Origin of the sequence: Pseudoduganella sp. R-31 (genome assembly GCF_049913235.1) — a bacterium.
GTDB lineage: Bacteria > Pseudomonadota > Gammaproteobacteria > Burkholderiales > Burkholderiaceae_D > Rugamonas.
Genome location: NZ_CP183986.1, coordinates 2,445,691 through 2,461,279 on the forward strand (window position 1 = coordinate 2,445,691; position 15,589 = coordinate 2,461,279).

Sequence of the window (15,589 nt, forward strand, 5' to 3'; positions counted from 1 at the left end):
ATGGGCGGCCGCGCGCTGGTGCTGTTTGCCCACGGCGCCCGTTCCGCCAGTTGGGCGGCGCCGTTCGAACAGCTGCGCGACATGGTCGCGGCGCGCGCGCCGGGCATCGATGTTTCGCTGGCTTTCCTGGAATTGATGTCGCCGCGCTTGCCGGAGCAGGTGGCTGCGCTTGCCGCACTGGGCATCGACGACGTGACGGTGATTCCGGTATTCCTGGGACAGGGCGGGCATGTGCTGCGCGACCTGCCGCTGATCCTTGACGAAATGCGCCTGGCGCATCCGGGAGTGACGATACGCGCAGTCGGCGCGGTAGGGGAAGACCCCACGGTGCTGCGCGCGATGACGGACTACTGCCTCAACTCGGTGACCAATGGCGCCTGACGTGCCGCTGGTTGCGGCAATCCAGTCGCTTTCCATCAAGGGTGATATCGCCGCCAATGTTGCGCGCCACGTGGCACTTGCAAGCCAGGCTGCGGCGCTCGGCGTGCGGCTTGCGCTATTTCCCGAACTTTCCCTGACAGGTTATGAGCCTGAAATTGCGGCAGCCGCGGCGCTGCGTGGCGATGACCCGCGCCTTGCGCCGCTGGCCTCGCTGGCCCGGCGCAGCGGAATGATTATCGTGACCGGCGCGCCGCTACGAATCGAGGGCGCACTGTACATCGGCGCCTTGTCCTTCCTGCCCGACGGCCGCGTGGCCGAATATACCAAGCAGCACCTTCACGCTGGCGAGGAGACCGTGTTCGCGGCCGGCAGCGGCGGCGCTTTGCTTGACGTCGATGGCGTCCCGGCCGCCTTGGCCGTCTGCGCCGATTTTGCGCATGCCAGTCATGCGCAAGCTGCAGCCAGGGCGGGGGCCATGCTGTATGCCGCCAGCGTCCTGGTCTCGCCAGCCGGCTATGCAAAGGACGGCGCAATCTTGCAAGGGCACGCCTCCCGCCACGCCATGCCCGTGCTGATGGCCAATCATGGCGGCCCTACGGGTGGGTGGCAATCGGCGGGGTGCAGCGCGCTTTGGGACGAAGGCGGGCAACTGGTGGTGCAGGCGGGAGAGGGCGAATGGCTGCTCCTGGCCAGCCGCGTGGCTGGCCGCTGGCAGGGACGGGCCGTGGCGGCCGGCCAGGCGGCTTAAGCGCCCTTGGCGTGGGAGACCATGGCGGCAATGGTGCTGCCCGGGTTGTCGAATTCGCGCTGCACAGCGTCGCGCAAGGCTTCCGACTTCAGGGAGTCGAGTGCCGCGGCGCTTGCCTTGGCCACTTCCTCATCTTTGCCCAGACGGCGGAACACTTCGACGATCAGGCGCACTTCCTTGGTGTAGTTCAACACGAACGCCAGCAACTGCGGGGCAGACGAGGTGTTGCCGCGCTTGGCCAGTTCTTCGGCGAAGTCGTTGACGCGCTTGGCCAAGGCAGCGATGCGTGCCACCGGGTCCGGTAGGTAGCGGCGCGCCAGCTGGAAATCCTCTACCGCCACCAGGGCCGGCAGGGCCAGTTCGGCACAATCCTTGGCTAATTCGGGCAGTTGGGCGTCGATCTGGGTGAACAGGTCGTGGGTGGCGCGTTCTTCGCCCAGCGCACTGTTGATGGCGCTGACGTCGTGGAAGCGGGCCAGGGTGGCGCTGCCGTTCAGGATGCGCTGCGTGTCGCGGTCGCGAATGGCCTGCAGTGCGCGGCGCGCCAGCGGGAATTGTTCGGCGAGGTAGATCCAGTCGCGCAGGGCGAAGGACAGGCGAACGCCCGCCAGGGTCGGGTCTTCGTCGAGCGCATGTTCGTGGAACCACAGGTGGTCGCGCAGGGCGTCTTCGTATTTGCCTGCCAGGCGCGCATTGCGGGCGCGCTCCAGGACTTCGTGGGCTTGGCTCATCTTGTTCCTCTCATTGCAAGAGGACGATATTCTACCGTTTTTGCTGCGGCCGCGGCGCCATAGCCTTGCCCAGCATGACCAGCACGGGACCGTGCGCGGCCGGCAGGCCATGCGCCAGCTCGGCCAGGGTGATGCGTTCGACGCGCTGGTCGGGGCGGCTGACATTTTCGATCACGACCACCGGCGTATCCGGCGAGCGGCCCTGCGACAGCAGATTGTTGGCAGTGGCAATCGCCTCGCGCCCGCCCATGTACTGCACCAGGGTGTCGGTGGAAGGGATAGTGAGTTCTTCCGGATGGCCCGGCGCGGTGGAGGAGGTGAAGAAAGCCACGCTGCGCGCCACGCCACGCTTGGTCAGCGGCTGCTGTGTTGCCGCGGCGGCGGCAACCGCGGTGGTGATGCCCGGAACGACTTCGACTTCGATGCCGTGCTGCTCAAGCGCCGTCAATTCTTCGTCGGCGCGGCCGAACAGCATCGGGTCGCCGCCCTTGAGGCGCACCACCAGGCGGTAGCGCGCTGCGCATTCGACCAGTTGCTGGTTGATGACGCCCTGGGCGGTGGAGCGTTGGCCGGCCCGCTTGCCGACTGAGATCTTCTCGGCCTGCGGGCACAGTTCCAGCATTTCTTCAGTCACCAGCGCGTCGTACAAAACGACGTCGGCTTGCGCCAGCAGCCGCGCGCCACGCATGGTGATCAGGTCCTGCGCCCCCGGTCCAGCTCCAATCAAATACACTTTCCCGTATGGCATGCGCAGGTTTCCTTTCTTGGCGAAGCTTACTCGCCGAGGCGGATCATGCCTGCAGCGACTGTCTGGTGCGTGACCTCATCGATCAGGATGAAGGCGCCGGTGGCGCGAATATCCGAATAGGCATCGGCCGCCAGCGGTTGCTGCACGGTCAGCGCAATGCGCGCCACGTCGTTCAGCTTCAACGCATCCGCATCGTGCCGCTGCTGGGTGTTGATGTCAAGGATCGAATCGATCTTCGTCACTTTGGCGGCGGTCTGCTTGGTGCCGTGCTTGATCCAGTATTTGCGGCGCAGGTCCAGCGGTTCTTCGGACAGCCAGCACACATCGGCGTTCACCTGTTTGAGCAGGTTGGCCGGTTGTGCGCTGGAGGCCAGCAGGTCGCCGCGCGACACGTCCACGTATTCTTCCAGCACGATGGTGACCGACTGGCCGGCGCTGGCCGTCTGCAGGGAGCCATCGAAAGTGACGATTTCCTTGACCGTGGCGCTTTGACCGGACGGCTGCACCACCAGTTTGTCGCCGACCGCGACGCTGCCGGCTTCGATACGTCCCATGTAGCCGCGGAAGTCGTTGGCTTCATGGCCGTTGTGGCGCGCCACCAGTTGCACAGGGAAGCGGAATGCGGAGTTGTGCGACTCATCGTACACCGACAGGTCTTCCAGCAGCTCGATCAGGGTAGGACCCTGGTACCACGGCATGCGTTCGCTTGCGTCGACCACATTGTCGCCGGCCAGTGCCGACAGCGGAATGGTCTTCACGTCCGTGATGCCCAGCGTTGCAGCGAATTCGCGGTAAGCCTTGACGATGCGCTCGTACACGTCCTGGTCGTAGTTCACCAGGTCCATCTTGTTCACGGCTACCACCACGTGCTCGATCTGCAGCAGGTGGGCGATGGTGGAGTGGCGCTTGGTCTGGATCAGCAGGTCCACGCCACCGTCTTCGCGCAGCTTCACTTTCGACACGTCGACCAGGATGATCACGGCGTCGGCGGTGGAGGCGCCGGTCACCATATTGCGGGTGTACTGCTCGTGGCCCGGGGTGTCGGCGATGATGAACTTGCGCTTTGGCGTGGCGAAGTAGCGGTATGCGACGTCGATGGTGATGCCCTGTTCGCGCTCGGCTTCCAGGCCGTCGGTCAGCAGGGACAGGTCGATGGTGTCGCCCACGGTGCGCTTATGCTTGGCGCGCGACACGGCTGCCAGCTGGTCGGCGAAGATGCCCTTGCTGTCGAACAGCAGGCGGCCGATCAGGGTGCTCTTGCCGTCGTCGACGGAGCCGGCCGTGATGAAGCGCAGCAGGTTACGTTCGTTCAGGTTGTCGTTCAGTGCGTTCATCAGAAATATCCTTGCTTCTTGCGTTTTTCCATGGAGGCTTCGGAGGTCTGGTCATCCATCCGGGTGGCGCCGCGCTCGGTGATCTGGGTCACTGCGGTTTCGGCGATGATCGCGTCCACGTCGGCAGCGTCCGAAGACACGGGGCAGGTGCAGGAGATATCGCCCACGGTGCGGAAGCGCACTACTTGGGTTTCAATGGTCTCGCCTTCACGGGCCGGGGTCAGGTCGGTCAGCGGCACCAGCAGGCCGTTGCGCGGGATCACCTGGCGCTCGTGCGCGAAATAGATCGACGGCAGCGCCAATTTTTCGCGGGCGATGTACTGCCACACATCCAACTCGGTCCAGTTCGAGATCGGGAACACGCGCATGTTTTCGCCCGGGTGGACGCGGGTGTTATACAGGTCCCACAGCTCCGGGCGCTGGGCTTTCGGGTCCCATTGGCCGAATTCGTCGCGGAAGGAGAAGATGCGCTCCTTGGCGCGGGCCTTTTCCTCGTCGCGGCGCGCGCCGCCGATGCAGGCGTCGAAGCCGTGCTCGGCGATGGTTTCCAGCAGGGTCACGGCTTGCGCGGCATTGCGCGAATCGGTGGCCGGATTGCGCAGGCGTACGGTGCCCTTCTTGATCGAGTCTTCGACCGAACCGACGATCAGGCGCTCGCCCAGTTCGGCCACGCGGCGGTCGCGGAATTCGATCACTTCCGGGAAGTTATGGCCGGTGTCGATGTGCACCAGCGGGAAGGGGAATTTCCCTGGGCGGAAAGCCTTCTCCGCAAGGCGCAGCAGGACCACGGAGTCCTTGCCGCCGCTGAACAGCAGGGCAGGGTTCGAGCATTCGGCGGCAACCTCGCGCAGGATGTGGATGGCTTCCGACTCCAGGGCGTCGAGGTGGCGCGAATTGACGTGTTGTTCTACCAGTGCGTTCATTTAGCCTACTTTCTTGATTCGAATCAGTTTGCCGTCTACCAGGTGCAAGCCGCATTCCTTCGAGTCCGGGTTTTCCCACCACCAGCGGCCGGCGCGTACGTCTTCGCCAGGCTGGATGGCGCGGGTGCAGGGTTCGCAGCCGATCGACGGGTAGCCCTGGTCGTGCAGCGGGTTGTAAGGCACGTCGTTGGCGCGGATGTAGTCCCACACTTCCTGTTCCGACCAGTCGGCCAGGGGATTGAACTTCTCCATGCTGTGCGAACCATCATACTCCTGCACCGACAGGTCGGAGCGGGTTGCAGATTGGGCGCGACGCTGGCCGGTAACCCAGGATTTTTTGCCGCTCAGGGCTCGGCCCAGCGGTTCGACTTTGCGGATCTGGCAGCATTCCTTGCGCAGTTCCACACTGTCGTAGAAGGCGTTCAAGCCTTTTTTTTCCACATAGGCGTCGATGTCGGCCTGCACGGGACGGTACAGCGCGATTTCGTAGCCGTAGCGCTCCTGCACGCGTTCGACCATGCCCAGGGTTTCCTTGTGCAGGCGGCCAGTTTCCAGTGAGAAGATGCCGATCGGCAGGCCGGCCTTCAGGATCAGGTCCGTCAGGACCATGTCCTCGGCGGCCAGGCTGGAGGCGAAAACGGCAGGCGAAAACTCTTCTGCAACGCGTTCGAGCGTGGCTAGCGTATCCCGCACGCGGGTGGCGAGCTCGCTCATGTTCAGGCTCCGGCGGCAGGCGTTGGACGCGCGTGGCGGCGAAACAGCGGTACGCGCTGGTCGACCGATGCCTGGTAAGTCTCGCTGAACACGGTCAGGCCTTTCAGCGCGTCTTCAATGCTGCGGTCCGGACGGGTGTCGTAGGCGTCAAAGCCTACGCGCTGCATCGAGAACAGCTGGTCGCGCAGCACGTCGCCGATGGCGCGCAGTTCGCCGGTCCAGCCCAGGCGGGAGCGCAGGTTCCAGGCGTGGGAGTAGCCGCGGCCATCCGTGAATTTCGGGAAGTCGATTGCGACCAGGGCCAGGCGCGGCAGGTCGTCGTGCAGGGCGACCGGATCTTCGTCAGGCGCCAGCCATACGGCGATCTCGCCGGCGGCGGCGCGGGCAGACAGCGCATCGCGCTGCGCCAGCCAGGTTGCCAGCGGCAGGATTACGCGGCCTGCCGGCACAGCCAGCGCAGCCACGGTGGCGGCTTCGGCGCCTTCCTCGGCGCGCAGCAGGTTCCAGTCGTCGGCCACGATCGCGCGGCCCTTGATGATTTGCTTAGGCATATTCGTCTTCTCCTACCAGGCGGCCAGCGGTTTCAATCGGCGTGGCGTATACATATTCCTTGAACGGGGCAATGCCCAGGCGCTGCGCGGTGTCCACGAAGCGCTCTTCCGGGGTACGCTCGCGTACATACACTTGCAGCAGGCGGTCGATCACTTCCGGCATCTGCTGCGCGGAGAACGACGGGCCAATGATCTTGCCGATGGCGGAGTTGTTGCCTTGCGCGCCGCCGATCGACACCTGATACCATTCGCTGCCGTCCTTGTCGACACCCAGCACGCCGATATTGCCGACGTGGTGGTGGCCGCAGGCATTGATGCAGCCCGAGATATTCAGCTCGAAGTCGCCAATATCGTGCAGGAAGTCGATGCGGTCGAAGCGTTCGGCAATCGCCTGCGCAATCGGGATCGACTTGGCGTTCGCCAGCGAGCAGAAATCGCCGCCAGGGCAGCAGATGATGTCGGTCAGCAGGCCGATGTTAGGAGTAGCCAAGCCGTGCGCCTTGATCTCCTGCCACAGGTCGAACAATTGGGATTGCTCGACATCGGCCAGAACGATGTTCTGCTCGTGGGTCACGCGCAGCTCACCGAAGCTGTAGCGGTCGGCCAGGTCGGCCATGTAGTCCATCTGTTCCGCAGTCGCGTCGCCCGGCGGCACGCCGGTCTTCTTCAGCGACAGCACCACGGCTGCATAGCCCGGCACCTTGTGCGCCTTTACATTGCGCTTCAGCCAGTTGCCAAAAGCCTTGTTGTCGGCGTGGCCCGCGGCCGGGTCGATGGCTGGCAGCGACTTGTAGGCGTGCGGCTGGAAGTAGGCGATGATGCGCTCCATTTCTTCCAGCGTCAGGGTCTGCTCGGTGCCTTTCAGGTCTTCCCACTCGACTTCCACCTGGCGGGTGAATTCTTCCACGCCCAGGGCTTTCAGCAGGATCTTGATGCGGGCCTTGTACTTGTTGTCGCGGCGGCCGTGCAGGTTATACACGCGCATGATCGCTTCGATATAGGTCAGCAGGTGCTCGCGCGGCAGGAACTCGCGGATCACGCTGCCCAGGATCGGGGTACGGCCCATGCCGCCGCCGACCATCACCTTGAAGCCGATCTCACCGGCTTCGTTATGCACAACTGTCAGGCCGATATCGTGCACGGCGATGGCGGCACGGTCTTCCACGGCGCCATTGATCGCCACCTTGAACTTGCGGGGCAGGGCGATGAATTCCGGGTGGAAGGTGGACCACTGGCGCAGTACTTCAGCGTATGGACGCGGGTCGATAATCTCGTCGGCTGCTACGCCGGCGAATTCGTCCGAAGTCACGTTGCGGATGCAGTTGCCCGAAGTCTGGATGGCGTGCATCTCCACCGAAGCCAGGTCGCTCAGGATTTCCGGCGTTTCTTCCAGCTTGATCCAGTTGAACTGGATGTTCTGGCGGGTGGTGAAATGGCCGTAACCGCGGTCATATTTGCGGGCGATGTGCGCGAACATGCGCATCTGCTTGGATGACAGCAGGCCGTAAGGGACGGCAATACGCAGCATATAAGCGTGGCGCTGCATGTACAGGCCGTTCTGCAAGCGCAATGGCAGGAATTCGGCCTCGGTCAACTCATCGTTCAGGCGTCGTTGAACCTGGTCGCGATACTGCTCGATGCGTTCGCGGATGATGAGGTGGTCGTATTGATCGTATTGATACATAGCTTTCCCAGTAAGGCATGCCCAAAGTGGAATCAATGGTAATAAACTGGGGGCTTATTCCAAACAACATAGTCTTTATTTGCTTATATGCTGTTAAGGCATAAGCATCAGCGTAAAATATGCGCTGGGGAGTCCAACGAGAGCGAGAATGAACCTTCACCAACTGCGATTCGTGCGGGAAGCCGTGCGCCAGAACTACAACCTGACCGACGCCGCCAAGGCCTTGTTTACCTCCCAGCCGGGCGTTTCCAAGGCGATCATCGAGCTGGAAGAGGAGTTGGGTGTTGATATTTTCACAAGGCATGGCAAGCGGATTCGCGGCCTGACCGAGCCTGGCCGCCTGGTTTTGTCTTCGGTCGAACTGATCATGCAGGAGATCGACAGCCTGAAACGGATCGGCAAGGAATACGCGGCCCAGGACTCGGGCAGTTTCACCATCGCCACCACGCATACCCAGGCACGCTATACACTGCCTAAAGTAGTACAGGCCTTCATGCAGAAGTACCCGAAGGTGCGCTTGTCTTTATTGCAAGGCAATCCGAAGCAGATCGCGGAGATGGTGCAGCGCGACCAGGCCGACCTGGCCATCGCCACCGAATCCATTGCCGCCATCGATGGACTGATTACGCTGCCTTGCTACCAATGGGAGCACGTGGTGGTGGTGCCGCCGGACCATCCGCTATTGAGGATCAAGTCCGTCACGTTGGAAGAAGTGGCCGAGCACCACATCATCACGTATGATGCCGCCTTCGCCGGCCGGTCGCGCATCGACCAGGCCTTCGAAAAGCGGGGCCTGAAGCCGGACGTGCTGCTGGAGGCGATCGATGCGGACGTGATCAAGACCTATGTGGAACTGGGCATGGGGGTCGGGATCATCGCCGGCATGGCCTTCGACCCTGAGCGCGACCGCAACCTGCGGGCCATTCCCGCCGGCCACCTGTTCGGCATGAATGTGTCGCGCGTGGCTGTCAAGCAGGGCGCCTACCTGCGATCCTATATATATACCTTCATCGAGCTGCTGGCGCCGACGTTGAACCGCAAGCTGATCGAACAGGCGATGAAGGGCGAACATGAGAACTACGAACTGTGATTAACGAAGAAGAATTGTACGAAGTGCGCGAGCACATCGAAGAACTGCTGGATGGCCACGAGGTCCTGCAGCTGGAAAGCGCCGACCTGTCCATGCTGGACGTTCAGCCGGGCCAGTACACGGCTGTCTACGCCGAATTCCTGTGGGCCCAGGTGCCGCGCGAGAACCAGGACAAATTCCTGAAACAATTGCGCGAGAAGGTCGGCAAGGATGTCTTGCTTGTCTTGATGGGTGAAGACTATGTCGACGGCGAGAGTTTCCCGGTTGCGCGCACCGACCAGCACGGAAATACCTACGAGTTCCAGAAAGATGACGAAGGAAATCGCTTCGAAGTGATGAAGAACTACCCATCCGACAGCTGGCTGCGCAAGCGTTTGGGCATCGCTGCGCGTGAAATCAAAGTGTTGCGGTCCGAATATTACTGGGTTGTTACATCACGCCTGAAGTAATTTTTTTCCTGTCACATTGTTGAAGTAATTGAGGGGCAATATAGCTGCGTTTGAAACATTTCCCTTAACTTCAACAACGTAGGACAACAAGTGAAAAAACTTACTCTGGCAGCACTGATCATCAGCGGTTTCGCAGCACAAGCTCAAGCCCAGTCCAATGTGACCATCTACGGTATCGCTGACGCAGGCTTCGTCGCAGAGCGTGGCGGCGTAAACGGCAGCGTCAACAAGGTGACCAGTGGTGTGGGTTCGGCTTCCCGCCTGGGCTTCAAAGGTGTTGAAGACCTGGGTGGCGGCACTTCCGCCATCTTCACGATTGAATCCGGCGTCAAGATCGACACCGGCGACCAGGACACCGCAGGCGTGTTCGCACAGCGCCAGGCCTTCGTTGGCCTGAAGAGTGCTGAAGCCGGCCAGATCACCCTGGGCCGCCAGTACACCATGCTGTACAACGCCCTGTCGCAGGTTGCCGACCCATTCGGCGCCGGCTATGCTGGCAGCGCCAAGAACCTGTTCCCAACCGGCGGCGTCAACACCCGCCTGTCGAACTCCATCGTTTATAACTCCCCAGTGTTCTCCGGCTTCAGCGTCGATGCACTGTACGGCATGGGCGAACAAGCCGGCGACAACACCGCTGGCCGCCAGTTCGGCTTTGGCGTGAACTACACCAGCAAGGAACTGAATGTTCGCCTGGTGCACAACAACAAGAACAACGACACGGCTGCAGTGGGTGCCACTCCAGCCGTGCGTAAGGACAAAGCCAAGAACACCCTGTTGGCAGCCAACTACGATTTCGGCGTTGCCAAGGTCTACTTCGGCTACGAAAAGGACAAAGGCGCCGGCTCGGCACCACTGCCAGTGGCTAACGCCTACGGCCTGAAAGTTGCACCCAAGTCCTCCGCGGACAGCGCTGAATGGCTGCTGGGCGTAGGCGTGCCAATGGGCGGCGGCACCCTGGTTGCTTCTTACATCCATAAAGACGACAAGCAAAACGACCAGGACGCCAACCAGTTTGGCATCGGCTACCTGTACGCCCTGTCCAAGCGCACCACTGCCTACACCGCGATCGCCAAGATCAAGAACAAGAACGGCGCCGGTTACACCGTTGGCAACAACACTGAAGCGGGCACTGGCGACAAGGCATTCAACCTGGGCCTGCGTCACGCCTTCTAAGCAGTTTTTGTAGCAAGCAGTACCTCTCTCTCTCGAGGTGATTCATGATCTTTGGCGGGTCTTCGGACCCGCCCTTTTTTTATGCGCCTGCGGGGAGGGGAATGCGGATCGCGATGCGCGTGCCGCCGCCGCCGTCGACGTTCATGGTGCCGCGCAGTGCGGCGACACGTTCGCGCATGCCAAGCAGGCCAAGCGCGTCTGCCTTGGCCATGTCGCCGACAGCAATGCCGCGCCCATCATCCGAAATATTGATGAGCAGTTCCCGGCTGTCGCGCCGGACACGCACTTCGGCAGTGGCGGCTTCCGCATGGCGGGCGATATTGGTTAAAGACTCCTGCACCAGCCGATAGATGGCGGTGCTATAGCGCTCGTCAAGCACCAGGGTCTCTGGCCGCGCATCGAGCAGGCAGCTAATGCCGTGCCGTTTTTCGAACTCGCGCCGCAGCGATTCCAGTGCAAAGTACAAACCGCCTTCATCGAGCGCGCGGGGGCGCAAGTTGCCTGCAATGCGGCGCAGCGAACCAATGGCCGTCACGAGCAGGTTGTCCATGCTGGCCAGGCGCGCCTCGGCATCGGGCGAGCCCGGAGGCAGCTGCTTCAGGAGAGTGAGTTCGACGCGCAGGGTTGCCAGCAATTGCCCCAGGTCGTCGTGTAGTTCGCGCGAGATGTGGACGCGTTCATCCTCACGGATTTCCGCCAGCGCGGAATCTGTGGAGCGACGTCCCTGGACGCGGGTGCGGGGATTCTTCAAAGTTGGCCTCCTGGTGGCTGCAACCACCAGGACACCGTATTACAGCAAGCCGGTGGACGGCTTGATCTGGATCACATCTGCTTGAACAGATGGAGGAAGGAGCGGCTGACTTCCAGCTTATCGGGGCGGCCTTTGATCATAACCAGGTGGCGGCCGCGAATGTCGCGCGTTACGCCTTCGATGGCGTTCACATTGACGAGGGTCGCGCGGTGGATTTGCCAGAACAGGGAAGGGTCCAGCTCTTCGGCCAGGTCGCGCACCGGCTTGCGGATCAGCGCCTCGAATTTATCGGTCTGCACGCAGGTGTATTTTTCGTCCGAACGGAAGAACAGGATTTCCTCGACCGGGATCATGCGCAGGTCTGAACCGATGCTGGCCTGGATCCATTGCAGGTACTTCGGTTTTGGCGCTGCGATTTTCTCGGCAAGCTGGTTCAGGATCGCGGCCATGTCGGCGCCTTGAGCGGCGCTGGCTGCCGGCGAAGACAGGCGACCTTTCAGGCGCTCGACGGTGATCTTCAGCCGCTCCGGCTCCGGTGGTTTCAACACGTAGTCGACTGCGCCGCGTTCGAAGGCTTCCACGGCGTAGGCATCGTAAGCGGTGACGAAAACCACATTGCTCTTGTTGCCGATTTCGGCAGCTGCTTCCATGCCGGTCTTGCCCGGCATGCGGATATCGAGGAAGGTGAAATCAGGTTTCAGTTCGTCGACCAGTTCTACTGCTTCGTCGCCGTTCTTGGCTTCGCCGAGGATCTCCAGTTCCGGCCAGACTTGTTCCAGCCGCATGCGCAGTTGGTCGCGCATCAATCGCTCATCGTCGGCAATAATTGCTGTGGGCATAGTGCTCAATATGTGGAAATAAGAAGTATCAATTATTCAATGGATCGCAGCGTAAGGCAATCGCTTATTCCGAACGCGCCAACTGGTATGGCACCTCGATAATCGCGATCACGCCGCTCGGCTGGTTGGGCTCGATTTTCAGCGAAGCCTGGTCGCCGTGCAGCAGCTTAAGGCGTTCGCGGATATTGGTCAGGCCCAGGCCGGTGCCGGTGCTCGGCTTGGCGCCAAAGCCCAGGCCATCGTCGCTCACCGTCACGCGCAGCTTGCTGTGCGCCACTTCGGCGCGGACTCTCAGGTAGCCGCCCTCCGGCTTGCCTTCCAGGCCGTGCTTGATCGCGTTTTCGACCATCGACTGCAGCATCATTGGCGGGAAGGCGGCGGTGCGCAGTCCTTCCGGCACATCGAAGTCGATGGTGAGGCGCTCTTCCATGCGCATCTTCAGCAGGGCCAGGTAGGCCGCCACCATATCGGACTCGCTGCCGAGCGTGCTGGTCAGCTTGTTTTCACGCATTTGCGGCAGTACCGCGCGCAGGTATTTGATCAGGCTGCGCTGCATGGCTGAAGCGCGCGGCGGATCGGTCTCGATCAGATGCTCCACCGAAGCCAGGGTATTGAACAGGAAATGCGGTTCGACCTGGGCCTGCATCATTTGCATTTTGGCTTCGCTCAGTTGGCGCTGCATGGATTCGCGCTCGGCCGCGGCGTTTGCCACTTGCGCCTCGGCTTCTGCCTTCTTCTTGCCGCCAACCAGCGCTTTCATCGCGAACAGTGCTAGCAAGAGCAGGGTGATGAAGCTGGTGAACCAGGTCGACGCCTGCTTGTGGTAGCGCGAGACTTTTTCTTCGGCTGCACTATCGACAGCCTGCTCCAGTGCGTTTGACAGTTCTTCGCCGATCTGCGGCGGCAGTTCGATATGGACTTCTTCGCCAGGCATTGGCGCCACTGGAGCCGCCGGCGCCGCAGGAGGTTTAGCCCGACTGGCCTTCGGCGCCGGCGGGGCAGGGGGCGTTGGGATCGCGGCATCTGCCGGCTCGGCTGGCATCGCCGGCGCTGCTGCTTCGGCTGCCGCCGCTTCAACAGCATCCGCTGATTCATGTTCATTGGCCGCATCATCGCTGCTGGCTTCAGTGCTGGCTGGCTTCTTGATCTTCCCAGCGCGCGGATTGAAATGGATGCCACTGTCGTCAATCGTGATGTTTGGGTCCGCGTTACCTGATTTTGTACGCTTATGGGAGCGAATCACCATCTCTTCGTCGCGGGAGGGCGAGAACAGCTCATCCTGCAAGATCGATGCTGCGATCATCGACAGCGCCGCAAACAGGAAGAACTTCCACCAAGACAAGTGCGTAACCCAGCCGGTCGTCGCATCAAAGCCGCGGTGGAGCCAGGCCAGGATGGTTTTTGCTGTGTCTTGGGCTTTCGGAGTTGGAAACATGCGCGACTTTCTATTGAATATGGGGCAAGTGTAGATAACCTTGCGTAAAGCCGCCACCGATGTGCGACAGAATGCAGAAATACGGGAATAGAAGAAGGCCCTTGCGGACAGCCGGGTCGTTTGCTATAGTTCTGTCCCTCGCAACGCAGCGCTGACAACTCAGCGAAGCGAAACGAGGAAAAGATGGGGTTGACGAGTTATACGAAACATTGCATAATCTCGCTTCTCTGCTGCAACGAACACAACGCTTCGTTAAATAAAAGCAGCGATCTTTAAAAATCAACAGTCGATAAGTGTGGGCGTTTGACGATATGCCCGGACCTTCGGGTCCGATGCTCAAAATATACGTTGTAACGCTCGCACAAAATTAAACGTAATCTCGAAAGAGATTTCGTCAGTATTTTGAGTGAGTGACCTGCCGCAGAAATGCGGCAAAAACAGAGATTGAACTGAAGAGTTTGATCCTGGCTCAGATTGAACGCTGGCGGCATGCTTTACACATGCAAGTCGAACGGCAGCGCGGGCTTCGGCCTGGCGGCGAGTGGCGAACGGGTGAGTAATATATCGGAACGTACCCAAGAGTGGGGGATAACGTAGCGAAAGTTACGCTAATACCGCATACGATCTAAGGATGAAAGCAGGGGACCGCAAGGCCTTGTGCTCCTGGAGCGGCCGATATCTGATTAGCTAGTTGGTGAGGTAAAGGCTCACCAAGGCAACGATCAGTAGCTGGTCTGAGAGGACGACCAGCCACACTGGAACTGAGACACGGTCCAGACTCCTACGGGAGGCAGCAGTGGGGAATTTTGGACAATGGGGGCAACCCTGATCCAGCAATGCCGCGTGAGTGAAGAAGGCCTTCGGGTTGTAAAGCTCTTTTGTCAGGGAAGAAAAAGGGTCTGGCTAATATCCAGATCTGCTGACGGTACCTGAAGAATAAGCACCGGCTAACTACGTGCCAGCAGCCGCGGTAATACGTAGGGTGCAAGCGTTAATCGGAATTACTGGGCGTAAAGCGTGCGCAGGCGGTTTCGTAAGTCTGTCGTGAAATCCCCGGGCTTAACCTGGGAATGGCGATGGAGACTGCGAGGCTAGAGTTTGGCAGAGGGGGGTAGAATTCCACGTGTAGCAGTGAAATGCGTAGAGATGTGGAGGAACACCGATGGCGAAGGCAGCCCCCTGGGTCAAAACTGACGCTCATGCACGAAAGCGTGGGGAGCAAACAGGATTAGATACCCTGGTAGTCCACGCCCTAAACGATGTCTACTAGTTGTTGGGTCTTAATTGACTTAGTAACGCAGCTAACGCGTGAAGTAGACCGCCTGGGGAGTACGGTCGCAAGATTAAAACTCAAAGGAATTGACGGGGACCCGCACAAGCGGTGGATGATGTGGATTAATTCGATGCAACGCGAAAAACCTTACCTACCCTTGACATGGCAGGAATCCTGGAGAGATCCGGGAGTGCTCGAAAGAGAACCTGCACACAGGTGCTGCATGGCTGTCGTCAGCTCGTGTCGTGAGATGTTGGGTTAAGTCCCGCAACGAGCGCAACCCTTGTCATTAGTTGCTACGCAAGAGCACTCTAATGAGACTGCCGGTGACAAACCGGAGGAAGGTGGGGATGACGTCAAGTCCTCATGGCCCTTATGGGTAGGGCTTCACACGTCATACAATGGTACATACAGAGGGCCGCCAACCCGCGAGGGGGAGCTAATCCCAGAAAGTGTATCGTAGTCCGGATTGTAGTCTGCAACTCGACTACATGAAGTTGGAATCGCTAGTAATCGCGGATCAGCATGTCGCGGTGAATACGTTCCCGGGTCTTGTACACACCGCCCGTCACACCATGGGAGCGGGTTTTACCAGAAGTAGGTAGCTTAACCGCAAGGAGGGCGCTTACCACGGTAGGATTCGTGACTGGGGTGAAGTCGTAACAAGGTAGCCGTATCGGAAGGTGCGGCTGGATCACCTCCTTTCTAGAGTCGGCATCAGACTCAAACGTTCACACTTATCGACTGTTGTAATACGAAGAACAG

At 60.5% G+C, this 15,589-nt stretch carries 15 protein-coding genes and 1 rRNA gene; 6 read left to right on the forward strand and 10 right to left on the reverse strand.

Features of this window, described 5'->3' with window-relative positions; translation table 11 throughout:
- Both ACN9MY_RS11145 and ACN9MY_RS11150 read left to right on the forward strand, forming a co-directional pair.
- The gene (locus ACN9MY_RS11145; protein ID WP_426322399.1) at nt 1-381 is read left to right on the forward strand and encodes a sirohydrochlorin chelatase; all 381 of its coding nucleotides are present in this window, start codon (nt 1-3) and stop codon (nt 379-381) included.
- Nucleotides 371-1,129 (forward strand): carbon-nitrogen hydrolase family protein, encoded by a 759-nt coding sequence (locus ACN9MY_RS11150; protein ID WP_426337332.1) that lies wholly within the window; start codon nt 371-373, stop codon nt 1,127-1,129. The genes ACN9MY_RS11145 and ACN9MY_RS11150 overlap by 11 nt, the downstream gene beginning before the upstream one ends.
- On the opposite strand, the gene ACN9MY_RS11155 is transcribed toward ACN9MY_RS11150, so the two are convergent.
- Genes ACN9MY_RS11155 through ACN9MY_RS11185 form a run of 7 tightly spaced genes read right to left on the reverse strand, consistent with a single transcriptional unit; the run spans nt 1,126 to nt 7,814 of the window.
- On the reverse strand, nt 1,126-1,860 hold the full coding sequence (locus tag ACN9MY_RS11155) for a hypothetical protein (protein WP_426337333.1): 735 nt from the start codon (nt 1,858-1,860) through the stop codon (nt 1,126-1,128). The genes ACN9MY_RS11150 and ACN9MY_RS11155 overlap by 4 nt on opposite strands.
- 31 nt (nt 1,861-1,891) lie before the next feature.
- The gene (gene cobA, locus ACN9MY_RS11160; RefSeq protein WP_426170654.1) at nt 1,892-2,608 is read right to left on the reverse strand and encodes a uroporphyrinogen-III C-methyltransferase; all 717 of its coding nucleotides are present in this window, start codon (nt 2,606-2,608) and stop codon (nt 1,892-1,894) included.
- 26 nt (nt 2,609-2,634) lie between these two features.
- Nucleotides 2,635-3,942, reverse strand: coding sequence for a sulfate adenylyltransferase subunit 1 (locus tag ACN9MY_RS11165; protein ID WP_426322407.1), 1,308 nt, complete (start codon nt 3,940-3,942; stop codon nt 2,635-2,637).
- Nucleotides 3,942-4,865, reverse strand: a complete 924-nt coding sequence (gene cysD / locus ACN9MY_RS11170) for a sulfate adenylyltransferase subunit CysD (protein WP_426322409.1) — start codon at nt 4,863-4,865, stop codon at nt 3,942-3,944. The genes ACN9MY_RS11165 and cysD overlap by 1 nt, the downstream gene beginning before the upstream one ends.
- Nucleotides 4,866-5,579 carry a phosphoadenylyl-sulfate reductase gene (locus ACN9MY_RS11175; protein ID WP_426337334.1) on the reverse strand — a complete coding sequence of 238 codons (714 nt, stop codon included), beginning with the start codon at nt 5,577-5,579 and terminating at the stop codon, nt 4,866-4,868.
- A gap of 2 nt (nt 5,580-5,581) precedes the next feature.
- Nucleotides 5,582-6,130 (reverse strand): DUF934 domain-containing protein, encoded by a 549-nt coding sequence (locus ACN9MY_RS11180; protein WP_426337335.1) that lies wholly within the window; start codon nt 6,128-6,130, stop codon nt 5,582-5,584.
- On the reverse strand, nt 6,123-7,814 hold the full coding sequence (locus ACN9MY_RS11185) for a nitrite/sulfite reductase (RefSeq protein ID WP_426337336.1): 1,692 nt from the start codon (nt 7,812-7,814) through the stop codon (nt 6,123-6,125). Before ACN9MY_RS11185 ends, ACN9MY_RS11180 begins: the two co-directional genes overlap by 8 nt.
- A 148-nt stretch (nt 7,815-7,962) precedes the next feature.
- On the opposite strand from ACN9MY_RS11185, the gene ACN9MY_RS11190 reads away from it, so the two are divergent.
- The 3 genes from ACN9MY_RS11190 (at nt 7,963) to ACN9MY_RS11200 (ending at nt 10,526) form a co-directional block, all read left to right on the forward strand.
- The gene (locus ACN9MY_RS11190; RefSeq protein ID WP_426170664.1) at nt 7,963-8,904 is read left to right on the forward strand and encodes a CysB family HTH-type transcriptional regulator; all 942 of its coding nucleotides are present in this window, start codon (nt 7,963-7,965) and stop codon (nt 8,902-8,904) included.
- Nucleotides 8,901-9,353 carry a hypothetical protein gene (locus ACN9MY_RS11195; protein ID WP_426170665.1) on the forward strand — a complete coding sequence of 151 codons (453 nt, stop codon included), beginning with the start codon at nt 8,901-8,903 and terminating at the stop codon, nt 9,351-9,353. Before ACN9MY_RS11190 ends, ACN9MY_RS11195 begins: the two co-directional genes overlap by 4 nt.
- Before the next feature lie 90 nt (nt 9,354-9,443).
- On the forward strand, nt 9,444-10,526 hold the full coding sequence (locus tag ACN9MY_RS11200; RefSeq protein WP_426170666.1) for a porin: 1,083 nt from the start codon (nt 9,444-9,446) through the stop codon (nt 10,524-10,526).
- Between the two features lie 79 nt (nt 10,527-10,605).
- On the opposite strand, the gene ACN9MY_RS11205 is transcribed toward ACN9MY_RS11200, so the two are convergent.
- The 3 genes from ACN9MY_RS11205 to ACN9MY_RS11215 all read right to left on the reverse strand — a co-directional run bounded on the left by ACN9MY_RS11205 (nt 10,606) and on the right by ACN9MY_RS11215 (nt 13,551).
- Nucleotides 10,606-11,277, reverse strand: a complete 672-nt coding sequence (locus tag ACN9MY_RS11205; protein ID WP_426170668.1) for a sensor histidine kinase — start codon at nt 11,275-11,277, stop codon at nt 10,606-10,608.
- Nucleotides 11,278-11,348: 71 nt separating this feature from the next.
- Nucleotides 11,349-12,116, reverse strand: coding sequence for a LytR/AlgR family response regulator transcription factor (locus ACN9MY_RS11210; RefSeq protein WP_426170669.1), 768 nt, complete (start codon nt 12,114-12,116; stop codon nt 11,349-11,351).
- A gap of 64 nt (nt 12,117-12,180) precedes the next feature.
- Nucleotides 12,181-13,551, reverse strand: coding sequence for a sensor histidine kinase (locus ACN9MY_RS11215; RefSeq protein WP_426170671.1), 1,371 nt, complete (start codon nt 13,549-13,551; stop codon nt 12,181-12,183).
- A 446-nt stretch (nt 13,552-13,997) separates the two neighbouring features.
- Between ACN9MY_RS11215 and ACN9MY_RS11220 the strand changes: the two genes are divergently transcribed.
- A 16S ribosomal RNA gene (locus tag ACN9MY_RS11220) occupies nt 13,998-15,529 on the forward strand.
- The last annotated feature ends 60 nt before the right edge of the window (nt 15,530-15,589 follow it).